This window comes from Variovorax sp. P1_H2 (assembly GCF_056405295.1).
In genome coordinates this window covers 76512-96744 of sequence record NZ_JBFUCJ010000008.1, presented here as the reverse complement: position 1 = coordinate 96744, position 20233 = coordinate 76512, and the positions used below count along the sequence as shown (strand labels likewise).

Here is a 20233-nt window from a genome sequence, read left to right as displayed (position 1 = left end):
CACGTGAGCTCATCAAGGCCAAGCACCGGCCGCTGGTGTTCATCACCTCCAACAACGAAAAAGAGCTGCCCGACGCATTTTTGCGCCGCTGCTTCTTCCACTACATCAAGTTCCCCGACGCCGACACGATGAAGAGCATCGTCGCGGTGCACTTCCCCGGCCTCAAGCAAGAGCTGCTGACGGCCGCCATGAAGACCTTCTACGACGTCCGCAACCTGCCCGGCCTCAAGAAGAAGCCTTCGACTTCCGAGCTGCTCGACTGGCTCAAGCTGCTGGTCGCCGAGGACATCCCGCTGGAGGCGCTGCAGAGCAAGGACGACAAGGTCGCGGTGCCGCCGCTGGTCGGCGCACTGCTCAAGAACGAGCAGGACGTGACCTTGTTCGAGAAGCTCGTGTTCATGCAGCGCAACAACCGATGAGCGCAGCGCCGGGCCGCCCCAAGCAAGCTCGCGCCCCCTCGGGGGGCAGCGAGGACACGCAGTGCCGAGCGTGGGGGCCGAAGTGAGCGCAGCGCCGGGCCGGGCCAAGCATTCCACGCGCCAGCTGATGCTGCTCGGCGTGGCGCAGGCGGTGCTGTTCGTCGCCGGCGCGCTGCTGGGCCGCTGGCTCGGCCTGGCGCTGGGGCTCGATGCCTTCGGTCCGGGCGGCTACACCCACAACGCGATTTTCGGCATCCTGCTGATCGGCCTTGGCGGCGGCGGCGGTGCCCAGCTGGCGCGTGCCTGGTACACGCGCAAGTACGGTTCCCCGAGGAGTTGAGGATGGCATTCGTCGAACCCGTCACGCTGAGGTCGCGCGGCATCGCGCTGGTGCCGCTGGCGCTGTCCCACGAAGACGGCCTGTGCGCCGCCGCGGCCGACGGCGAGCTCTGGAACCTCCGCGTCACCTCGGTGCCCGAACCCGAGAACACGCGCAGCTACATCGAGGCGGCACTGAAGATGCGCGAGGACGGCAACCGCTTCGCCTTCGCAGTCACCGACGAAGCCAGCGGCACGGTGCTCGGCAGCACCAGCTTCCACGACATCCTGCCGACCGTGAAGCGCGTCGAGATCGGCTACACGTGGTACGCCAGGCGCTGCCAGCGCACGCACGTCAACACCACCTGCAAGCTGCTGATGCTCACGCACGCCTTCGAAGCCCTGGGCTGCCACGTGGTGGGCTGGCGCACCGACAACTTCAACCACGCCTCGCAGCGCGCGATCGAGCGGCTCGGCGCCCGCAAGGACGGCGTGATCCGCGGCCATGCGCTGCGCCGCGACGGCACCATCCGCGACACCGTGATGTACAGCCTGCGCTCGGGCGAATGGCCCGAGGTGCGGGCCCAGCTCCTCTACCTGCTGGACAAGCCCCGCGCCCCTTCCTCCCAGGAGTGATTCGCCATGCTGATCGACTTCTTCTACACGCTGCGTTCGGCCAAGCTGCCGGTGTCGGTCAAGGAATACCTGACCCTGCTGGAGGCGCTGCAGGCCGACGTGGTCGGCCCCAATTCCGACGGCGCCTACGGCCTCGACGACTTCTACTACCTGTCTCGCACCGCGCTGGTGAAGGACGAGAAGCACTACGACAAGTTCGACCGCGCCTTCGCCGCCTACTTCAAGGGCGTCGAGATGCTGGCCGACTTCACCAAGGAAGTGCCGCTCGACTGGCTGCGCAAGACGCTCGAGCGCGAGTTCACGGCCGAGGAAAAGGCCAAGATCGAGAAGATGGGCTGGGACGAGCTCATGGAGACGCTCAAGAAGCGCTTCGAGGAACAGAAGGAGCGCCACGAGGGCGGCAACAAGTGGATCGGCACCGGCGGCACCTCGCCCTTCGGCCACGGCGGCTACAACCCGCAGGGCGTGCGCATCGGCGGCGCGGGCAAGAACAAGAGCGCGGTCAAGGTGTGGGACCAGCGGGCCTACAAGGACTACGACGACAGCCAGGAACTCGGCACCCGCAACATCAAGATCGCCTTGCGGCGTCTGCGCAAATTCGCGCGCGAGGGGCATGAAGAAGAGCTGGACCTCGACGACACCATCCATTCGACCGCCGCCAACGCCGGCTACCTCGACATCAAGATGCGGCCCGAGCGCCACAACAACGTCAAGGTGCTGCTGCTGATGGACGTCGGCGGCACCATGGACGAGCATATCCAGCGCGTCGAGGAGCTGTTCTCGGCCGTCAAGACCGAGTTCAAGCACCTGGAGTTCTATTACTTCCACAATTGCGTCTACGACTTCATGTGGAAGAACAACCGGCGCCGCTTCTCCGAGAAGTTCGCCACCTGGGACATCATTCGAAAGTACAACAAGGACTACAAGCTGATCTTCGTCGGCGACGCCACGATGAGTCCGTACGAGATCCTGCAGCCGGGCGGCAGCGTCGAATACAACAACGAGGAAGCCGGCGCCGAATGGATGCAGCGCCTGACCCACGCCTTCCCCAAGTTCGCCTGGATCAACCCCGAACCCCAGGGCGTCTGGCAGTACCGCCAGAGCATCGCGGTGATCCAGCAGCTGGTGTCGCACCGGATGTATCCCCTGACGCTGCGCGGGCTGGAAGACGCCATGCGCATGCTGTCCAAGTAAGTAGCGTCATTGCCGGGCACGGAAAGCCCCAAAAATGTGACAAAAGATCGAATCGTTCGGTTACCTCTAACACTTAACGATTCATAATAGCCCTCAATTCTTGGAGGGAACGATGTCTGCCCTGTTGTCGCATGAGTTCGAGCCGCCGGTTCACGAGCAAGCGTCGCCGCCGGACTCTCCAGCCCCCCTGCGGGCGTCTTCGGGGGACTTCCTCAGCATCCGGGGTGTGCGCCTGCCGTTGGACGAGCTCGTCAACCCCGCATTTCTCGGCGCGGAGGCGCGTGCGAGCCTTCAGCAGCAACTGCGCGACGCCAAGCCCTATCCGCACGTGGTCGTCGACGGCCTCTTCCATCCGGCGCTGCTGGATCTGGTGGTCGAAGAGTTCGATCTGCTGGAGAAAACGAGCTGGGCCGACGTCCAGAGCAAGTACGAGCGGCTTCGGCGCTCCGGCTTCAACGTCCGGCTCGGCCCGGCCACGCAACTCTACTTCGACCTGATCAATTCGGGCTGGTTCGGCGACTGGCTGTCATCGATCATCGGGGTCCCCTACCTGCTGCCGGATCCGAGGCTGTTCGGCGGCGGCCTGCACGAAACCAGGACCGGCGCGACCTTCGCGGTACACCGGGACTTCAATCGCCACCCGCACCTGGGGCTGAAGAACGAGATGGTCTTCATCACCTACCTCAACAAGGGGTGGGAGCCCGACTGGGGTTCGGGGCTGGAACTCTGGGACAAGAAGCACTGCGTCGAGACCGTCCAGCCCGAGTTCGGCCGCACCATCCTGCTGCCGCACGGCCCCAACAGCTACCACGGACACACGCAGCCGCTGCAGGCGCCCGATGGCCGCCCCCGCCGTTCGGTGGCGGCGTACTTCTACACCAGCGAACCGGCCGGCAGGCAGCATGGCGTGGAGGCCGGTACCGTCTTCATGCAGAAGCACCGCATCGACCAGATCAAGGCGGTGGCCCGCATGATCACCCCGCCGGTGCTCTGGGGACTGGCGAGGAAGACCATCCGGCGCTGAGCAGCGAGGCGGGATGCCGGGCACGCCCGCGGACGGGCCTGCCCATGCTGTCAAAATGCCCGCATGCATAGGGTGGTCCGATCTCATGCGCCGGCGTGGTCGCCGGCGTTTTTGTTTGCAGCCGTTCTCTTCTTGTCAGGCTGCAGTCTGTTGCCCAAGAAGGACGCAGCAGAATCGGACGCGCCCCCCAGCGCCGTGGCCAGCGAGGGCCGTTCGGCCGGCGAGGCCTTCACGGTCGATATCCAGGCGCCCGACAAGGTGCGCGAATACCTCGAACGCCATCTGGAGATCCAGCGTTTTCGCGCCGTCGACGATCTCGGCGCGATCGAGATCTCGCGGCTGATGGTGGCCGCGGAAGCCAACGCGCGCGAGCTGCTCAACACCCTCGGTTACTTCACGCCCACCCTCACGCTCGAGCTCCGGGATACGCCCGGCGGCAAGGCGCCGCGGGAGGTCCGGATCACGGTCGACCCCGGCCCGGTCACACAGGTGAGCAATGTCCAGATCGACTTCAGCGGGCCGATCGCGGAGGACCCCCGCGCCGAGTCGCAGCGCGACGGCATCCGCACCGGCTGGGCGCTGCGCGCGGGCCAGCCCTTCAGCCAGCAGGCCTGGGAGAACGCCAAGACGGCCGCGCTGCGCACCCTCATGGCCCGGCGCTTCCCGACCGGCAGCCTGCTCACCAGCCAGGCCCAGATCGACGCCGACCGCAGCGAAGCGAAGCTCAGCGCGACCTATGCCTCCGGTCCCGCCTTCCGCTTCGGGCCACTGGTCGTGAACGGCAGCCAGCGCTACCCCGCCGACAACGTGCGCCGGCTGGCGCGCGTGCCCTTCGGCGCCGACTACGACCAGCAGCAGCTGCTCGACGCCCAGCAGCGGCTGGCGAGCAGCGGCTACTTCGACTCGGTGTTCCTGACGCTGGACACCCAGTCCGATCCGCTGGCCGCCCCCGTGATCGCCCAGCTGCGCGAGGCGCCGCTCCAGCGCGTGGTGGTCGGCGTCGGCTTCACCACCGACAGCGGCGCGCGCCTGTCGATCGACCACTCCCACAACGACATGCCGCTGCTCGGCTGGCGCGCCGTGTCGAAACTCTCGCTCGACCGCGACAAGCAATCGCTCGGCACCGAATGGAGCGCGATCCCCGACGACAGCGGCTGGCGCTCCTTCGCCTCGGGCCTGCTGAAGAGCGAAGTCTCGGGCAGCTTCACGGTCGACAGCGGGCGCCTGCGCGGCGGCCGCAGCCAGGGGGGCGATCACATCGACCGAAGCTACTTCCTGCAGTACGACTACGCGCAGAACCACGGCTTCGCCCCGCCGCCTTCGGCCTCGGCGCTGAGTCTCAACTGGGGCTGGACCGGCCGCTACTTCGACAACGCGGCGGCTCCCACGCGCGGCCAGGGCGTCGCGCTCGAGCTGGCCGCCGGCTACACCCTGACCGGGGAGCAGTTGCCCTTCACGCGCACCTATGTGCGCTGGGTGGGCTTCGTCCCGGCCGGCACCGTGAGCAACGCCGACGGGACGCAGCGCCGCAACGCCCGCATCCAGCTGCGCGCCGAGGCCGGCGCGGTGAGCGCCGCCGACCGCGCCCAGATCCCCGCCACCCTGGATTTCCTCACCGGCGGCGACACCACGGTGCGCGGCTACGGCTACCGGTCGATCGGCGCGGTCAAGCCCGACACCCAGGTGATCGCCGGCCGCTACCTCGGCGTCGCCAGCATCGAATGGCTGCGCCCTTTCGTCTACGACGGCCAATTGACCGCCTGGGACAGCATCGTCTTCGTCGACGCCGGCGCGGTGGCCGACCGGCCCGCCGACCTGCAGGCGAAGGTCGGGGTCGGCGTCGGTGCCCGCTGGGCCAGCCCGATCGGGCCGGTGCAGATGGACCTGGCTTACGGGATCGCCGTCCACGCATTCCGCTTCCATCTTCGACTCGGCTTCACCTTCTAGATGACTTCCGAAGACCCGGCCGACACCACGACCGCCGCACCGGCGCGGCGCTCGCGCGGGCGGCGCGCCTTGCGGGCCCTGGCGTGGAGCGTCACGGGCCTGGTCGCGCTGGTGCTCATGCTGGGCGCCGGCGCCTGGTGGTGGCTGGGCTCCGACCAGTCGCTGGCCTTCGCGCTGGCGCGCACGGCGCGCTACCTGCCGGCGGGCCAATCGCTGGAAAGCCGCGACGTCACCGGGTCGCTGCGCGCCGGCGGACACATCGGCTGGCTGCGCTGGGAAAGCGAGAGCCTGGCGGTCGAGGTGCACGACGCCCGCATCGGCTGGCAGCTGGCGCCGCTGCTTCGGCGCCGGGTGCAGCTCGGCGAAGTGCATGCGGCGCAGGTGCTGATCGAGCCACGCCCGAGCGCGCAAAGCAAGCCGCTCGAACCACTCGCGCAGATCGTGCTGCCGGTGGAGGTGGAACTGCCTTTCAGGATCGACGACCTGCGCTGGGCCGGGCCGCCGGCCCTGCAGGCGACGAAGCTGGAAGGCAGCTACCGCTACGGCGACGACCACCACCAGCTCGAGATCGCCGGCGTCGACATCGCCGACGGCCACTATGGCGCCGCGTTGCGCCTGCAGGGGCCGGCCCCGATGGCGATCGGCGCCACCCTGAACGGCCGGGTGCGCGCGCTGCTGGCGCAGGATCGCAGCCTCGACGTGCGCGCCGAGGCCAGCGTGAAAGGCTCGCTGGCCGGCGCCGATGCGCGGCTGGCAGTGGCGGCAGAGCTCCATCCGGTGGACGAGGGCGCCGAGAACCCGATGCAGGCGCAGCTGCAGGCGAACCTGGCACCCTGGGCGCCGCAGCCCGTGATCGACGCCAAGGCCGAACTGCAGAACATCGACCTGGCCCGGCTCTGGCCCGAGGCGCCGGCCACGCTGCTGAGCGGCGAGATCGAGGCCGGCCCGGATCCGGCGGCGACCGCCGGCGAGCAACTCTGGCAGGCCAGCGCCCAGGTGCGCAACGCCCAGCCGGGCCCGTGGGACGAAGCCCGGCTGCCGGTCGAACAGCTCGATGTCCGCGCCCGCTTCGACGGCAGCACCTGGACCCTGCCTGAAGCCAGCGTGCGCGCCGGCGGCGGCCGCATCGACGCCGAAGGCAGCTGGAGCCCGGCGCCGGCGCCCTGGAAGGTCAACGCCACGGTGCGAAACGTCAAGCCCGGCGCCCTCCACACCCGGCTCGACGGCGCGCCGGTCAGCGGCCGCATCCAGGCCGAGCAGGCCGGCGATGCACTGCAATTCGACGTCGCGCTGCAGGCGCAAGGCGGCGCCGGTGCAAGCGGCGAACTGCAGGGCCTGCGTCTGGAGCGTGCGCAAGCCAAGGGCCAGTGGCAGGACCAGGTCCTCGATCTGCGCAGCCTGCGGATCGAGGCCCATCGCGCCAGCATCGACGGCCGGCTGCAGTTGCGGATCGACGACGAGGCCGCCAGCGGCCGGCTGAACCTGATCGTGCCGGGCGCCACGGCGCTGATCGACGGCCGCCTGGCACCGGCCGCGGGCAGCGGCGAGATCCAGGCCCGGGTCGAGGATGCGACGGCATTGCAGCGCTGGATCGAAGGGTTGCCCGAACTCGACGCCGTCTTCGCCGGCAGCACGCTGCAGGGCAACGTGCGGCTCGACGCCAGCTGGAAGGGGGGCTGGCAGGCGGTCCAGCGCCGGCTGCAGAATGCCAACGAACCGGCTCCGCGCGGCGCGGCCGAGCCCACGCTGCAGGCCACGCTGAGCGTGCCCAAGCTCGAATGGACACGGCCGCCGTCCGAGCCGGGCCCCTCGAGCGCGATCCAGCTGAACGGCGTTCGCGCCGACCTTTCCGGCAGCCTCGCCCGGGCCACGCTGGACCTGAAGGGCGAAGCCGTCGCGGGCGGCCGCAAGATCGGCCTCGATGCGCATGCCAGCGGCGGCATCGAGCGCCCGAACCAATGGAATGCGGCCCTCGCCAGCTTGCGCGTGCAGGTGCTCGACACAGCGAAGCCCGACGCCGCGCCATGGGTGCTGGCGCTCGGCAGTCCCGTCAGTGCCAAGGTGCGCAGGGTCCCGGGCGACAGTCCGCGGCTCGACATCGAAGCCTCCGCGGCGGCGGCGACGCTCAAGGGTCCGGCACCCGGCACGGTGAAGATCGACTGGCAGCCGCTGCGCTTCAGCCGCACGGGCACCGAGGCGCGGAGCGCCTTCCGGCTGCAGTCCAAGGGCCGGTTGCAAGACTTGCCGATGGCCTGGGCGGAACTGCTGGGCAACGGCAACACGCTGGCGCAGGTCGGCTTCAGCGGCGACCTGATATTCAACGGCGAGTGGGACATCGACGCCGGCGACACCTTGCGCGCCAAGGCGCGCCTGGTGCGCGAAAGCGGTGATCTGCGGGTGCAGGCCGGCGAGGCCGCGCTGGTGACGCGCATCAAGAGCCACGGCACCGGCACCGCCAGCGAACGCATCATGGATGCCGCCGCCGGCACCGGCACCAGCACGCCGGCCGGCCTGCGCCGCGCCGAGCTCACGCTCGACGCCGAGGGCGACACCGTGCGCGCCAACCTGGCCTGGGACAGCGAACGGGCCGGCGAGATCCGGGTCGCGGCCAGCACGCGGGTGCAGCAGCGCCAGGGCGGCTGGCAATGGGCCGAAGACGCACCCCTGGCGGGCCGCATCACCGCGCGGATGCCGAACCTGGGCGTCTGGTCGATGCTGGCGCCGCCGGGCTGGCGCATGGCCGGCACGCTGGAGGCCGACGCCACCCTGGCCGGCAACCGTGGCGACCCGCGCTGGAACGGCACCCTGAACGCCGACCAGCTGGCCCTGCGGGCCCTGGTCGAGGGGCTCGACCTGCGCGATGGCCGCTTGCGGGCCACGCTCGCCGGCAACCGGGTCGAGATCACCGAATTCACGCTGAAGGGCGGTGCCGGCGCGCAGACCCGCATCCCGGGCCAGAGCGGCAACCTCAGTACCGCGGCCAGCGAGGCCGCGCGCGACGGCGGCACGCTGTCGGCGCGCGGCGAGCTGGCCTGGGGCGCCGCGCCGGCCGCCGGGGCCGGCAGCGGCATCCGGATGTCGGTCCAGGCCCAGCTGCGCGCGCTGCGGGTGCTGGTGCGTGCCGATCGGCAGGTCACGCTGTCGGGCGACCTGCAAGCCCGGCTCGCCGGCGGACAGTTCACGCTGCGCGGCGACATCAAGACCGACCGCGCGGTCATCATCCTGCCCGACGAGACCGCGCCCGGCCTGGGCAGCGACGTCGTGGTGCGCTCGGCGGCGATCGACCGCGAAGCCGCCGAAGAGGCGAAGCGCCGGGCGGCCGAGAACCAGACCGACATCGCCCGGGCGGAGACCGCGAAGCCGCCGGACATCGCGGTGAGCTTCGACCTCGGCACCGATTTCGCGGTGCAGGGGCGCGGCATCACGACCCGGCTGGCGGGCAAGCTCGACATCCGCAGCGCCAGCCTGAGCGCCCCGCCGCGCATCACGGGCGAGGTCCGCACCGTCGCCGGGCAGTACCGCGCCTACGGCCAGGCGCTCAACATCGAGACCGGCATCGCACGCTTCAACGGCCCCTTCGACAACCCGCAGCTCGACATCCTGGCGATCCGGCCGAACATCTCGCAGCGCGCCGGCGTCGCCATCACCGGCACCGCGCAGTCGCCGCGCGTGCGCCTCTATTCGGAACCGCAGCTGTCGGACCAGGAAACCCTGACCTGGCTGGTGCTGGGGCGGGCGTCGGCCACCAGCGGCAGCGAGTCGGTGCTGCTGCAGCAGGCCGCGCTGGCGCTGCTCGGCGGCCTCGGCGGCAGCGGCGGAGGCGGGCTGGCGAGCCGCTTCGGCCTCGACGAGATCGGCTTCAAGGGCCCGGGCAGCGGCGGCGACGTGCGTGACTCCGCGGTCACGGTCGGCAAACGCGTCGCGCGGGATTTCTACATCACCTACGAGCGCAGCCTGGGCGGCACGCTGGGCACCTTCTTCATCTTCTACGACCTGACGCGGCGGCTGACGCTGCGGGCGCAGGCGGGGCAGCAGAGCGCGATCGACCTGATCTACACCGTCCAATTCGACTAGATGTTGCTCGCCCCCAGGTTGCCCGGCACTTCATGTCCGGGCGCCCACCCCCTGCCGGGGGCAACACCAGCGGGCCTGGCGGCGCCGGCCAGCGGAGACGGCGGAGCCGAATGGTAAAGTTCGGGGCGCACTCGTCCTCGTAGTTCAATGGATAGAACGGGGTCCTCCTAAGACTCAGATACAGGTTCGATTCCTGTCGAGGGCACCAGCGACCGCGGCAATTGACGGTTGCCCCACAAGCGCTCGAGTGCTTCAATGTCGGCTCCTGCTGTGACGAAGGAGACTTCCATGGCCTACGAAGCGCGATATGTCCTTCGACCCAACCCCGGAGCCGATCTCGGCGCCGTCATCGACGCCTTGAAGGTGGGTGCGGCGCTCTGGAAAAAGCATGGCGCGCCCGACCCGCAACTGTGGAGCGTGGCCGCAGGCGAACTGGGCAACTATGTCCTGACCGTGCAGTTCGAGAACGCGACGGCGTACGCCAAGGTCACGGATCCGTTGTCAGCCGATCCCGAATTCCGCCGCTGGCAAGCGAACAACGTCCAGTCCGGAGCGTTCACGTGGGTGCGCAGCAACCTCATGCGCGAGCTCCCTCTGCCGTAGAACCATCCGTACCAGCGCAGCGGCCTGCCGGCCCGGGTGGCCGGACACAGCCCTCGTTCGCGCCTTCGCCGCAGGCGTGGGGCCGTGGAATTCAACCGCGTCAGGTCTGAAGGCATGCCCTGAAAGCCATGCACTTGTAGCAAGTATCACACAGTGAGATACTTGCTACATGAATGACTGGCTGGTCCTTGCCGCATCGCTTCCCACGTCGCCCAGCGGCCTGCGGGTTCGCATCTGGCGCTCGCTCAAGGCCACGGGCTGTGGAACCCTGCGGGACGGCGTCTACATCCTGCCCTCGACCGCAGCGTCAGCGAAGGACCTGTGGGCCATCGAAAAAGCAATCCAGGACGGCGGTGCCGACGCCCACATGCTGGTCCTCAAGGCCCGCGACGAAGCGCAGGAGAAAACCTTCCTCGCCCTGTTCGACCGCTCCGAGCCCTACGCCGACTTTGCGCAAGCGCTGAAGGAGGCCCGAAATGCGCTCGAGTCCGCTGAAGAACCAGACCTGCGCAAGTCGCTTCGCGGCCTCGACCAACAGCTCCGTGCCATCCAGGCGACGGACTTCTTCCCGGGCAAGAGCGCAGCCGGGGCGGCAGCGGGCCTGGAAACGCTCCGGGCGGAGATTGAACGCAAGCTCTCCCCCGGTGAGCCGATGGCCGCATCGGGAACGATCGAAAGACTTTCACGCGAGGCCTTCCGGGGAAGGACGTGGGCCACGCGCAAGCGCCCCTGGGTGGACCGGCTCGCGACAGGCTGGTTGATTCAGCGCTTCGTCGATTCCTCCCCGCGCTTCGTCTGGTTGGCGGACCCGGGCAAGTGCCCGAAAGGCGCTCTTGGCTTCGACTTCGATGGTGCGGCGTTCACGCACGTGGGCGACAAGGTCACCTTCGAGGTCGTGGCGCACAGCTTCGGCCTGGCAGACGACCCGGGCATCCGCCGTGTCGGAGAACTCGTGCATTACATCGATGTCGGCGGGATTCCTGTCGACGAGGCGGCCGGCGTCGAAACCATCGTGCGCGGCCTCCAGGCGCAGCACGACAATGATGATGCGCTGCTCGCTGCTTCGCTTGGCCTGTTCGACACGCTCTACGCCGCCATGAAGGTACGCCAGTGACCACGAACCCCCTCATCACCGCCGCACCCGAGCGGCTGACCTTTGGCGAGGCCTTCGTCTACTGGCTCAAGCTGGGCTTCATCAGCTTCGGCGGGCCGGCCGGGCAGATTGCCATCATGCATGAGGACCTGGTCGAGCGTCGTCGCTGGATATCGGAGAGCCGATTCCTGCATGCGCTGAACTACTGCATGCTGCTGCCCGGCCCCGAGGCCCAGCAACTGGCGACCTACATCGGGTGGCTGACGCACCGCACCTGGGGCGGCATCGTCGCAGGTGCCCTCTTCGTGCTGCCTTCGCTGTTCATCCTCGTCGGCCTGTCGTGGGTCTACATGGCGTACGGCMAYGTGCCGGCCATCGCCGGCCTGTTCTACGGCATCAAGCCCGCCGTCACYGCGCTGGTGGTGCATGCGGCCTGGCGCGTGGGCTCCAGGACCTTGAAGAACGCGTGGCTGTGGGGCATCGCCGTGGCGGCCTTCCTCGCCATCTTCGCGCTGCAGTTGCCGTTCCCGCTGATCGTGCTGGCCGCGGGCGTCATCGGCTATGTCGGCGGCCGCTTCGCGCCGGCGAAGTTCACGGCAGGCGGCGGGCACGGCAAGGCGAGCACGTCGCTCGGCCCGGCCCTCATCGACGACCACACGCCGACGCCCGAGCATGCGCTGTTCACCTGGCGCCGCTTCGGCCGCGTGCTTGCGGTGTGCCTCGCGCTCTGGTTCGCCGCCATCGGGACCTTGACGGCGCTCTTCGGGTGGGATGCCGTGCTGACGCAGATGGCGTGGTTCTTCACCAAGGCGGCGCTGATGACCTTCGGCGGCGCCTATGCGGTGCTGCCCTATGTGTTCCAGGGCGCGGTCGAGCACCACCAGTGGCTGACCGCGCCGCAGATGATCGACGGACTGGCGCTCGGCGAAACGACGCCCGGCCCGCTGATCATGGTGGTGTCCTTCGTCGGCTTTCTCGGCGGCTGGACGAAGGCTGTCTTCGGCCCGGACGCGCTCTTCCTGTCGGGCGCGGTGGCCGCCACCGTGGTGACCTTCTTCACCTTTCTGCCCTCGTTCTTCTTCATCCTGCTGGGTGCACCCTTCATCGAGTCGACGCACGGCAACCTCAAGTTCACGGCGCCGCTGACCGGCATCACGGCCGCCGTGGTGGGCGTCATCGTGAACCTGGCCGTCTTCTTCGCGTACCACGTGCTCTGGCCACGAGGGCTTTCCGGCCCCTTCGAGTGGCCCTCGGCGCTCATCGGCCTCGCGGCGGCCGTTGCCTTGTTCCGATTCAAGGTCGGCGTCATCCCGGTGGTCCTGGCCTGCGGCCTGGCCGGGCTGGCGTTGACCTTTCTGCGGCCCCTGTTGGCATGAGAGGTTCCCCATGGAAAACCGAATCCAGGACTTGCCCTTTGAAGCTGCGGCGCTGCGCGGCTTGTCCGAGAAGCTGATGCGCAGCCATCACCAGAACAACTATGGCGGCGCGGTCCAGCGGCTGAACGCCATCCGCTCGGAACTGGCCGCCCTGTCGCCTGCAACCATGCCGGGCTTCCAGCTGAACGGCTTGAAGCGTGAAGAGCTCGTCGCGAACAACGCCATGCTCTTGCATGAGCTGTACTTCGGCAGCCTCGGTGGCGACGGGCAGACCATGACGCCGGCCATGGAACTGGCGCTGCAGGCGAACTTCGGCAGCCTCGCCCGTTGGCGCGAGGAATTCGTCGCCATGGGCAAGGCGTTGGGTGGCGGGTCGGGCTGGGTTCTGCTCGTGTTTCAACCGCGGGACGGGACCCTCGTGAACCAATGGGCTGCGGACCATGCGCACGCGTTGGCCGGCGGCATCCCCCTCCTCGCACTGGACATGTACGAGCACGCGTACCACATGGACTTCGGCGCCGCCGCGGGCAGCTACGTCGATGCGTTCATGGAGAACATCGACTGGGCGAAGGCGTACGCGCGCTATCAGCTCGCCGTCCACGGTGCCAGCGAACCTTTCGGGGCGGCACAGGATGAGATTGCCGGTGCCGTGGTGGTCGACGTGCGGCGCTCCGGCGTCTTCAACGACGCGGCCAGTCGATTGTGCGGCGCCGCCTGGCGCGACCCGGCCGCTGTCGACCGGTGGGCATCCGACCTGCCATCCGACCGAGAGGTGGTCGTCTACTGTGTCTATGGACACGAGGTCGGGCGTGCGACCGCACTGCGCCTGCGTGCGGCGGGTCTGCGCGCGCGCTACCTGCGCGGCGGCATCGACGGCTGGCAGGCTGCAGGTCTGGCGGTGGAACCCAAAGGAACAGCATCATGAAATGGGTGACTCGTGAGCGGCCCAAGATCGACCGCATTGCATGCCCGTGGCTCATCGCGCGCTTCATCGACGACGCACCTCAGTTCCTTTACGTCCCGGCTGACCAAGTCCTGGCGACGGCCGAGAGGACAGGCGCCGTGCCGTACGACATCCCTGGCGTCGAGATGACGCACGTCGGAGACCTTTGCAGCTTTGACGCGTTCCTCGAGAAATACGACCTGCGGGAACCTGCCTTGCAGCAGTTGGCGGCCATCGTGCGAGGCGCAGACACCTCTCGGCTCGATTTGACTCCGCAGTCGGCGGGCCTGTATGCGCTATCGCTCGGTCTGTCGCGCAACTTCAGCGACGACCACGAGATGCTCGAGCACGGGATGGTGATGTACGACGCGTTCTATGCGTGGTGCAAAGACTGCCAGGAGGAAGCTCACAACTGGCCACCGAAGATGTGATGCCGGACAGGACGTGGCGCGCCTCGATGCATGCACTCCCAATGCGCGCGCAATCCCTGATCGACCAAGCGACGGTTCTGGCTTACCGGCTGGCTGGGTACGCACTCCTGAACTGGGCCGACGACGCCGCCATCCTGGCGTTCATGTTCTGCTGATCCCACTGCGCCTTTCGAGGGGGAGACCTCGTCCGGGCGCGCCGGACGGGAAGGCTCGCGCGCTGCCGGTTTCCGCGAGGATGTCCCGGTCAGCCAGTGCTGAGAGACGATGCTCGATAGCTCACCGCTATCGAGCGCTCGATCACTGCGGCGTGCCGCCTTGCGGGTTCTGCTTGCGGTTCGGATGCTTCGCAGTGCGGGTCGCTTCCTTCTTCTGGCCGGCTTCGGCGGCCTTGCCGGTGCCGATCGCATCGCTTTCACCGGTCTTCAGCGTGTCGCCGCCGGCCGCCTTCACCTTGCCCTGCGGCTTGGCTTCGACCTTGGCTTCGGCGCGTTCCTGGGGTTTGCTGTTCATGATCGGCGAGCTCTCCGAGGAGGCTCCCTTGGGGGCTTGCGCGTAGGCACCTGCGGCAAAGAGGCCGGCGATCATGATGGCGAGAATTTTGCTCATTGGCGTTCCTTGATGGATGGTTAGGAAAGAATCCGGGAGCCAGCATAAAGCGAGGAACGCCCTCTGGATATACGCATTTGGTGCAATGAGCCAAGTAACCCGACATTTCAGGCCTGTCAGTGCAAATTCACAACTCTCCCGGTGTCGCCGTCGTCATCGGCCGCTTCCAGCCCTTTCACAACGGCCACCTGTCGCTCGTGAAGCTGGCGCTCGACGCCACCCCGCGCGTCGTCGTGGTGATCGGCTCGGCCTTCCAGGCACGCTCGCCCAAGCATCCTTTCACCTGGGAGGAGCGCGCCGAGATGGTCCGGCTGGCGTTCCCGGAAGCCGAGCGACAGCGGCTGCACTGCCTGCCGGTGCGCGACTATTTCGACGACGCCCGCTGGATCGCTGACGTGCGCCATGCCGTGGCGCACGCGCCGGGCGGCGCCGAAACGACCGGGTCGCCGACGGTGACGCTGGTCGGCCACCCCAGGGATGCCACCCGCGACTACCTCGAAGCCTTCCCGGACTGGACCCTGCGGCGGGCGGCCAACGTGCCGGTGCGGCGCACCAGCCGGATGCGCGACGCGCTGTTCGCGGCGCCGGCGACGGCGCTGGTCGAGCTGGCCGGCGAACTGCCGCCGGGCAGCGTCGAGTTCCTGCGCGCATGGCGCACCGGGCCGCTCTTCGAGGCCCTGGCCGAGGAGGCCGAGATGCTGCGCCAGTACGAGGCCTCCTGGGCTTCGGCGCCGTATCCGCCGGTCCTCGTCACGGTCGACTGCGTCGTGAAGTGCGGCCGCCATGTTCTCCTGATCCGCCGCGGCCAGGCCCCCGGCAAGGGATTGTTCGCGGTACCAGGCGGCTTCCTGGAGCAGCGCGAGACCACGCAGCAGGCCGCCCTGCGCGAGCTCGAGGAAGAAACGCATCTCGCGCTGCCAGCCGCCACGCTGCGCGCCTGCCTGAAGGCCACCGACGTCTTCGACCGCCCCGACCGCAGCGCGCGCGGCCGCACCATCACCCACGGCCACTTCTTCGACCTGGGCGACCGCGAATTGCCGGAACTGCGGGCCGACGACGACGCAGCGGCCGCCGAATGGACCCCGATCGACCAACTTCGCGCGCTGGAAGACCGGTTCCTGGACGACCACTTCCAGATGCTCGACCACTACCTGGGCCTGCTGCCGGCACCGGCCGGCCTGTAGGCAGTCGCCCACGCGCTTGCATTGCCTTCTCCGGCAGGCGGCGGGCCTGCGCTCGCCTATCGTGCAAGCACACCCAGCGACCGGAGACACGCAACGATTCCTCCTCCCGGCGCCATCCGGCGCCGTTGCACAGCGCCCTTCGGGGCGCTGCTTTTTTGCCCGCAGGCGCTACTTGAGTTCGCGCCGCAGCGCCTGGATGTCGGCGTGCAGGCTCTTCGCCCAGCCTCGGCGATCGCGACCCAGCGAGGGCTGGGGCTCGCCGAATCGGACGATCGCCAGCAAGGGCGGCGCCTTCAGCGTGCTCCACAGCGAACTCAGCAGGTTGTCGTCGTCGACATAGCGCGCGGCATGGCTGGTCTCGCCGGTGGCCGCATCGGCAAAGCGCAGCGCGGCCGGCTGCACCGGCGCGCCGGACGAGATCGCCGCCTGCAACAGGTTGGCATGGAAGGGCAGCAGGCCGTGGCCGTCGCTGGTCGTGCCCTCGGGAAAGACCGCGATCACGTCGCCCGCGCGCAGCGCCTCGGTCATGTGGTGGACGACGCGCACCGCGTCGCGCCGGCGCTCGCGCTCGATGTAGAGGGTGCCGGCGCCGGTGGACAAGGTGCCGATCAACGGCCAGTGGCCCACCCCCGCCTTGGAGACGAAGCGCACATGCCGCGCCGCGTGGATCGTCAGGATGTCCAGCCATGACAGGTGGTTGGACACCACCAGCACCGGCCCGTGCACGGGCGGCGTGCCGAGCACCGTGAGCCGGATGCCCATCAGGCTCAGCATGCGCTCGGCCCATTGCTGGACGCGCAGCTCGCGCTCCGCCGGCGACAGGTGCGGGAAGCGCCTGCGGATGGTCCACCAGCCCGAAAGCACATGCGCGGTCGCGCGCAGCAGCCTCCAGCCGGCCGACAGGGACTGCATCAGCCGTGCACCACCCGGCCGCCGATGAGCGTGTGGCGGGCCCGTCCGCGCATGGCGTAGCCGCCGAAGGGGGTGTGCTTGCCCTGGCTCTGGAGCGCCTCGGGCGTGACCTGCCATTCGTGCGTCGGGTCGACCACGCAGAGGTCGGCGGCTGCGCCCGCGGCGAGCTGGCCGACGCCCGGAGCGCCCAGCAGCCGGGCGGGCGTGGCCGTCACGACCTCGATCGCGCGCCGCAGGCCGGCGCCGCTCTGTTCGCCCCACTTCAGCGCCAGCGGCAGCAGCAGCTCGAGGCCGGTGGCGCCGGGCTCGCTTTCGGCGAAGGGCAGCGTCTTGGCATCCGCTTCCACCGGCGTGTGGTCGGACACCAGCGCGTCGATGGTGCCGTCGGCCAGGCCGGCCGACAGCGCATCGCGGTCGCGCTGCTGGCGCAGCGGCGGGTTGAGGCGCGCGCGGCTGTCGAAGAAACCGATGTCGGTGTCGACGAGATGCAGCGAATTGATGCTGACGTCGCAGCTGATCGGCAGGCCCTCGGCCTTGGCCGCGCGCACCTGCGCGACCCCCGCCGCGCTCGACAGGCGGCACAGGTGGACCCGTGCGCCGGTGCTTCGCATCAGCTCGACGATGGTGAAGATGGCGATGGTCTCGGCCGCGACCGGCACGCCCGACAGCCCGAGCCGGGTCGCCAGCGGCCCGCTGGCGGCCACGCCCTTGCCGAGGTCGCGCTCCTGCGGGCGCAGCCAGACCGTGTAGCCGAAGGTGCTCGCGTATTGCAGCGCGCGCTGCAGCACCTGCGTGTTGCCGAGCGGCACTTCGGCCTGGCCGAAGCCGATGCAGCCGGCCTCGGTCAGCTCGGCCATTTCGGTCAGCACCTCGCCGGCCAGCCCGCGCGTCAGCGCACCGAGCGGGAACAGACGCGCGCGCTGCAGCTTCTCGGCCCTGAACTTGAGCATTTCGACGAGGCCCGGCTCGTCCAGCACCGGATCGGTGTCGGGCGGGCAGACCAGGCTGGTGACGCCACCGGCCGCGGCCGCGCCCATCTCGCTCTCGAGCATGCCTTCGTGCTCGTAGCCCGGCTCGCGCAGCCGCGCCGCCAGGTCGACCAGGCCGGGCACGACAAGGCAGCCCTGGGCGTCGAGCGTGCGCTCGGCGCGGAATTCGGACGAGACATCGCCGATGGCCTGCACCAGGCCGTCGGCGATCGCGATGTCGGCCTGGCGGTCGAGCCCGGAAGCCGGGTCCAGCACCCGGCCGTTGACGATCAGAATATTCATGTTGGTTCTCTACTCAGCGGCGGGAAATGGCGGGGGAGCGGCGTAGCGAGCGGGTCGAGGTCGCGTCGAGCAGCGCTCGTGCTCGCGCACGGCGAGCAGCGCAGGCGCGAGATCGGCCCGCGCAGTAGCCGAGCACCCGCCATTTCATGCTTCGTTACCTGCGACGATGCTCATGACCGCCATTCGCACGGCGATGCCGAAAGTGACCTGCGGCAGGATCACGCTCTGGCGGCCATCGACCACCGCGGAGTCGATCTCGACACCCCGGTTGATCGGCCCCGGATGCATCACGATCGCATCCGGCTTGGCCAGTTGCAGCTTCTCCGGCGTGAGGCCGAAGGTCTTGAAGAATTCCTGCGACGACGGCAGCAGCGCGCCGCTCATGCGCTCGTTCTGCAGCCGCAGCATGATGACCACGTCGCAGTCCCTGATGCCTTCCTCGAGCGTGTGGCATACGCGCACGCCCATCTGCGCCATGTCGCTCGGCACCAGGGTCTTGGGGCCGACCACGCGGACCTCGGCGCAGCCCAGCGTGGTCAGCCCGTGGATGTCGGAGCGCGCCACGCGCGAATGCAGCACGTCGCCGACGATCGCCACCGTGAGGTTGGAGAAGTCCTTCTTGTAGTGGCGGATCGTGTACATGTCGAGCAGCCCCTGCGTCGGATGCGCATGCCGGCCGTCGCCGGCATTCACCACGTGGACGTGCGGCGCCACATGCTGAGCGATCAGGTAGGGCGCGCCCGACTCGCTGTGGCGCACGACGAACAGGTCGGCGGCCATGGCGCTCAGGTTGGCGATGGTGTCGAGCAGCGACTCGCCCTTGGTCGCCGAGGAGCGCGCGATGTCGAGGTTGATGACGTCGGCCGACAGGCGCTTGGCCGCGATCTCGAAGGTGGTGCGGGTGCGGGTCGAGTTCTCGAAGAACAGGTTGAACACGCTCTTGCCGCGCAAAAGCGGCACCTTCTTGACCTCGCGGTCGCTGACGCTGGTGAAGTTGGCCGCGGTGTCGAGGATGTGGGTGACGATGTCCTTCGGCAGGCCCTCGATCGACAGCAGGTGGATCAGCTCGCCGTTCTTGTTGAGCTGGGGGTTTCGTTTGTAGAGCATCAGGCCTCCCGCCGGGCCGCCCCAAGGGAGGCCTGCGCCCCCTCGGGGGGCAGCGAATACATGAAGTGATGAGAGTGGGGGCTTTTCATTTCAGGCCTCCCGCCGGGCCGCCCCAAGGAAGGCCTGTGCCCCCTCGGGGGGCAGCGAATACATGAAGTGATGAGCGTGGGGGTTCATTTGCTTTCCTCCACCTTGAAGGCGAAGGCGCCGCCGTCGCTGCGGGCCAGGGCCAGCAATTGCGTCGCGGGCAGTTCCAGCCTCTGCGCCGCGAAATCGGCCGCCACCGGCAGCTGGCGGCCGCCGCGGTCGATCAGCACCGCCAGCCGCACGCAGGCCGGACGACCGAAGTCGAACAGCTCGTTGAGCACCGCGCGGATGGTGCGGCCGGTGTAGAGCACGTCGTCGAGCAGCAGCACGTCGGCGCCGTTGACGTCGAAGGGCAGCGTGGTCTGCGCGCTGGCGGCCAGGCCGCGGCGGGCGAAGTCGTCGCGGTGCATCGCCGAGGAGATGACGCCGGGCGCGCCGGGCAGGCCCAGGTCTTTCTGCAGCCGCTCGACCAGCCAGGCGCCGCCCGAGGTGATGCCGACCAGGCGGGTGTCGGGGCGCATGAGTGATTTCACGCCGCGCAGCAGCTCGAGATAGAGCGCTTCGGCGTCGGGGATTGCGTTCACGGGAGACTCCTCAGGAACTGTTCAAGGATGATGCAGGCCGAGGCGGCATCGGCGTCGCGGGCGCCGCCGGCCAGCGCCTCGGTGGTGCTGTAGCGCTCGTCGACCTCGTACACCGGCAGGTGGAAGCGCCCGTGGAGCTGCCGCGCGAAACGCTGGGCCGCCCGGGTGTTCTCGTGGGGCGCGCCGTCGGGGTGGTAGGGCACGCCGATCACCAGCGCGTCAGGCTGCCATTCGCGGATCCGGGCCTCGACCTGCGCGAAGCGGGCATCGCCCTCGGCCTTGATGGTGGCCTGCGGGGTGGCCGTGCGCAGCAGCCTGTTGCCGCTGGCGACCCCGGTGCGCTTCTGGCCGAAGTCGAAGGCCAGGAAGCTTTGGAAATGGGAGGGGACGGACGGAGCAGGAACAGCGCGGTCAGGCATCGCCG

Annotated in this window: 20 protein-coding genes and 1 tRNA gene; 15 read left to right on the top strand and 6 right to left on the bottom strand. The window is 69.0% G+C overall.

Annotation, left to right across the window (positions count from 1 at the left end):
• From AC1D2E_RS05240 to AC1D2E_RS05175, 14 genes are all read left to right on the top strand, one after another.
• The coding region (locus AC1D2E_RS05240; protein ID WP_478196429.1) for an AAA family ATPase at window positions 1–419 on the top strand (419 nt) is incomplete at its 5' end.
• Between the two features lie 61 nt (window positions 420–480).
• Window positions 481–759 carry a hypothetical protein gene (locus AC1D2E_RS05235; protein ID WP_478196428.1) on the top strand — a complete coding sequence of 93 codons (279 nt, stop codon included), beginning with the start codon at window positions 481–483 and terminating at the stop codon, window positions 757–759.
• A gap of 2 nt (window positions 760–761) precedes the next feature.
• Complete coding sequence (locus tag AC1D2E_RS05230) at window positions 762–1373, top strand: GNAT family N-acetyltransferase (RefSeq protein WP_478196427.1); 612 nt, start codon at window positions 762–764, stop codon at window positions 1371–1373.
• A 6-nt stretch (window positions 1374–1379) separates the two neighbouring features.
• Window positions 1380–2567, top strand: a complete 1188-nt coding sequence (locus tag AC1D2E_RS05225; RefSeq protein ID WP_286525477.1) for a vWA domain-containing protein — start codon at window positions 1380–1382, stop codon at window positions 2565–2567.
• Between the two features lie 112 nt (window positions 2568–2679).
• A complete protein-coding gene (locus AC1D2E_RS05220) occupies window positions 2680–3591 on the top strand; it encodes a 2OG-Fe(II) oxygenase (protein WP_478196426.1) in 912 nt (303 codons plus the stop codon).
• A 63-nt stretch (window positions 3592–3654) separates the two neighbouring features.
• Window positions 3655–5538, top strand: a complete 1884-nt coding sequence (locus AC1D2E_RS05215; protein ID WP_478196425.1) for an autotransporter assembly complex protein TamA — start codon at window positions 3655–3657, stop codon at window positions 5536–5538.
• Window positions 5539–9612: a translocation/assembly module TamB domain-containing protein gene (locus tag AC1D2E_RS05210; RefSeq protein ID WP_478196424.1), complete on the top strand. Its 4074-nt coding sequence runs from the start codon at window positions 5539–5541 to the stop codon at window positions 9610–9612.
• Between the two features lie 133 nt (window positions 9613–9745).
• Window positions 9746–9820: transfer RNA gene (locus tag AC1D2E_RS05205), tRNA-Arg, on the top strand.
• An 80-nt stretch (window positions 9821–9900) separates the two neighbouring features.
• A complete protein-coding gene (locus tag AC1D2E_RS05200) occupies window positions 9901–10215 on the top strand; it encodes a hypothetical protein (protein WP_478172317.1) in 315 nt (104 codons plus the stop codon).
• A 169-nt stretch (window positions 10216–10384) separates the two neighbouring features.
• The gene (locus tag AC1D2E_RS05195) at window positions 10385–11329 is read left to right on the top strand and encodes a chromate resistance protein ChrB domain-containing protein (protein WP_478196423.1); all 945 of its coding nucleotides are present in this window, start codon (window positions 10385–10387) and stop codon (window positions 11327–11329) included.
• The gene (chrA, locus tag AC1D2E_RS05190) at window positions 11326–12684 is read left to right on the top strand and encodes a chromate efflux transporter (protein ID WP_478196422.1); all 1359 of its coding nucleotides are present in this window, start codon (window positions 11326–11328) and stop codon (window positions 12682–12684) included. The genes AC1D2E_RS05195 and chrA overlap by 4 nt, the downstream gene beginning before the upstream one ends.
• A 10-nt stretch (window positions 12685–12694) precedes the next feature.
• Window positions 12695–13609 (top strand): Fe-Mn family superoxide dismutase, encoded by a 915-nt coding sequence (locus tag AC1D2E_RS05185; protein ID WP_478196421.1) that lies wholly within the window; start codon window positions 12695–12697, stop codon window positions 13607–13609.
• Window positions 13606–14058 (top strand): chromate resistance protein ChrB domain-containing protein, encoded by a 453-nt coding sequence (locus tag AC1D2E_RS05180; RefSeq protein ID WP_478196420.1) that lies wholly within the window; start codon window positions 13606–13608, stop codon window positions 14056–14058. The genes AC1D2E_RS05185 and AC1D2E_RS05180 overlap by 4 nt, the downstream gene beginning before the upstream one ends.
• A gap of 26 nt (window positions 14059–14084) precedes the next feature.
• A complete protein-coding gene (locus AC1D2E_RS05175) occupies window positions 14085–14213 on the top strand; it encodes a hypothetical protein (protein WP_478196419.1) in 129 nt (42 codons plus the stop codon).
• Between the two features lie 142 nt (window positions 14214–14355).
• Here AC1D2E_RS05175 and AC1D2E_RS05170 read toward each other — a convergent pair whose 3' ends face one another.
• Window positions 14356–14664, bottom strand: coding sequence for a cell envelope biogenesis protein TolA (locus tag AC1D2E_RS05170; protein ID WP_478196418.1), 309 nt, complete (start codon window positions 14662–14664; stop codon window positions 14356–14358).
• Window positions 14665–14783: 119 nt separating this feature from the next.
• Here AC1D2E_RS05170 and AC1D2E_RS05165 point away from each other — a divergent pair, with 119 nt between their 5' ends.
• Window positions 14784–15848 (top strand): NUDIX domain-containing protein, encoded by a 1065-nt coding sequence (locus AC1D2E_RS05165; protein ID WP_478196417.1) that lies wholly within the window; start codon window positions 14784–14786, stop codon window positions 15846–15848.
• Window positions 15849–16016: 168 nt separating this feature from the next.
• Here AC1D2E_RS05165 and AC1D2E_RS05160 read toward each other — a convergent pair whose 3' ends face one another.
• The 5 genes from AC1D2E_RS05160 to ruvX form a co-directional block, all read right to left on the bottom strand.
• Window positions 16017–16763 carry a lysophospholipid acyltransferase family protein gene (locus AC1D2E_RS05160; RefSeq protein WP_478196434.1) on the bottom strand — a complete coding sequence of 249 codons (747 nt, stop codon included), beginning with the start codon at window positions 16761–16763 and terminating at the stop codon, window positions 16017–16019.
• On the bottom strand, window positions 16760–18031 hold the full coding sequence (locus AC1D2E_RS05155; protein WP_478196416.1) for a dihydroorotase: 1272 nt from the start codon (window positions 18029–18031) through the stop codon (window positions 16760–16762). Before AC1D2E_RS05155 ends, AC1D2E_RS05160 begins: the two co-directional genes overlap by 4 nt.
• Before the next feature lie 144 nt (window positions 18032–18175).
• Entirely contained in the window at window positions 18176–19138 is a 963-nt protein-coding gene (locus AC1D2E_RS05150) for an aspartate carbamoyltransferase catalytic subunit (protein ID WP_478172325.1), read from the bottom strand.
• A gap of 173 nt (window positions 19139–19311) precedes the next feature.
• On the bottom strand, window positions 19312–19809 hold the full coding sequence (gene pyrR / locus AC1D2E_RS05145) for a bifunctional pyr operon transcriptional regulator/uracil phosphoribosyltransferase PyrR (RefSeq protein ID WP_478196415.1): 498 nt from the start codon (window positions 19807–19809) through the stop codon (window positions 19312–19314).
• Complete coding sequence (gene ruvX / locus AC1D2E_RS05140; RefSeq protein ID WP_478196414.1) at window positions 19806–20228, bottom strand: Holliday junction resolvase RuvX; 423 nt, start codon at window positions 20226–20228, stop codon at window positions 19806–19808. Before ruvX ends, pyrR begins: the two co-directional genes overlap by 4 nt.
• Window positions 20229–20233: the final 5 nt, after the last annotated feature.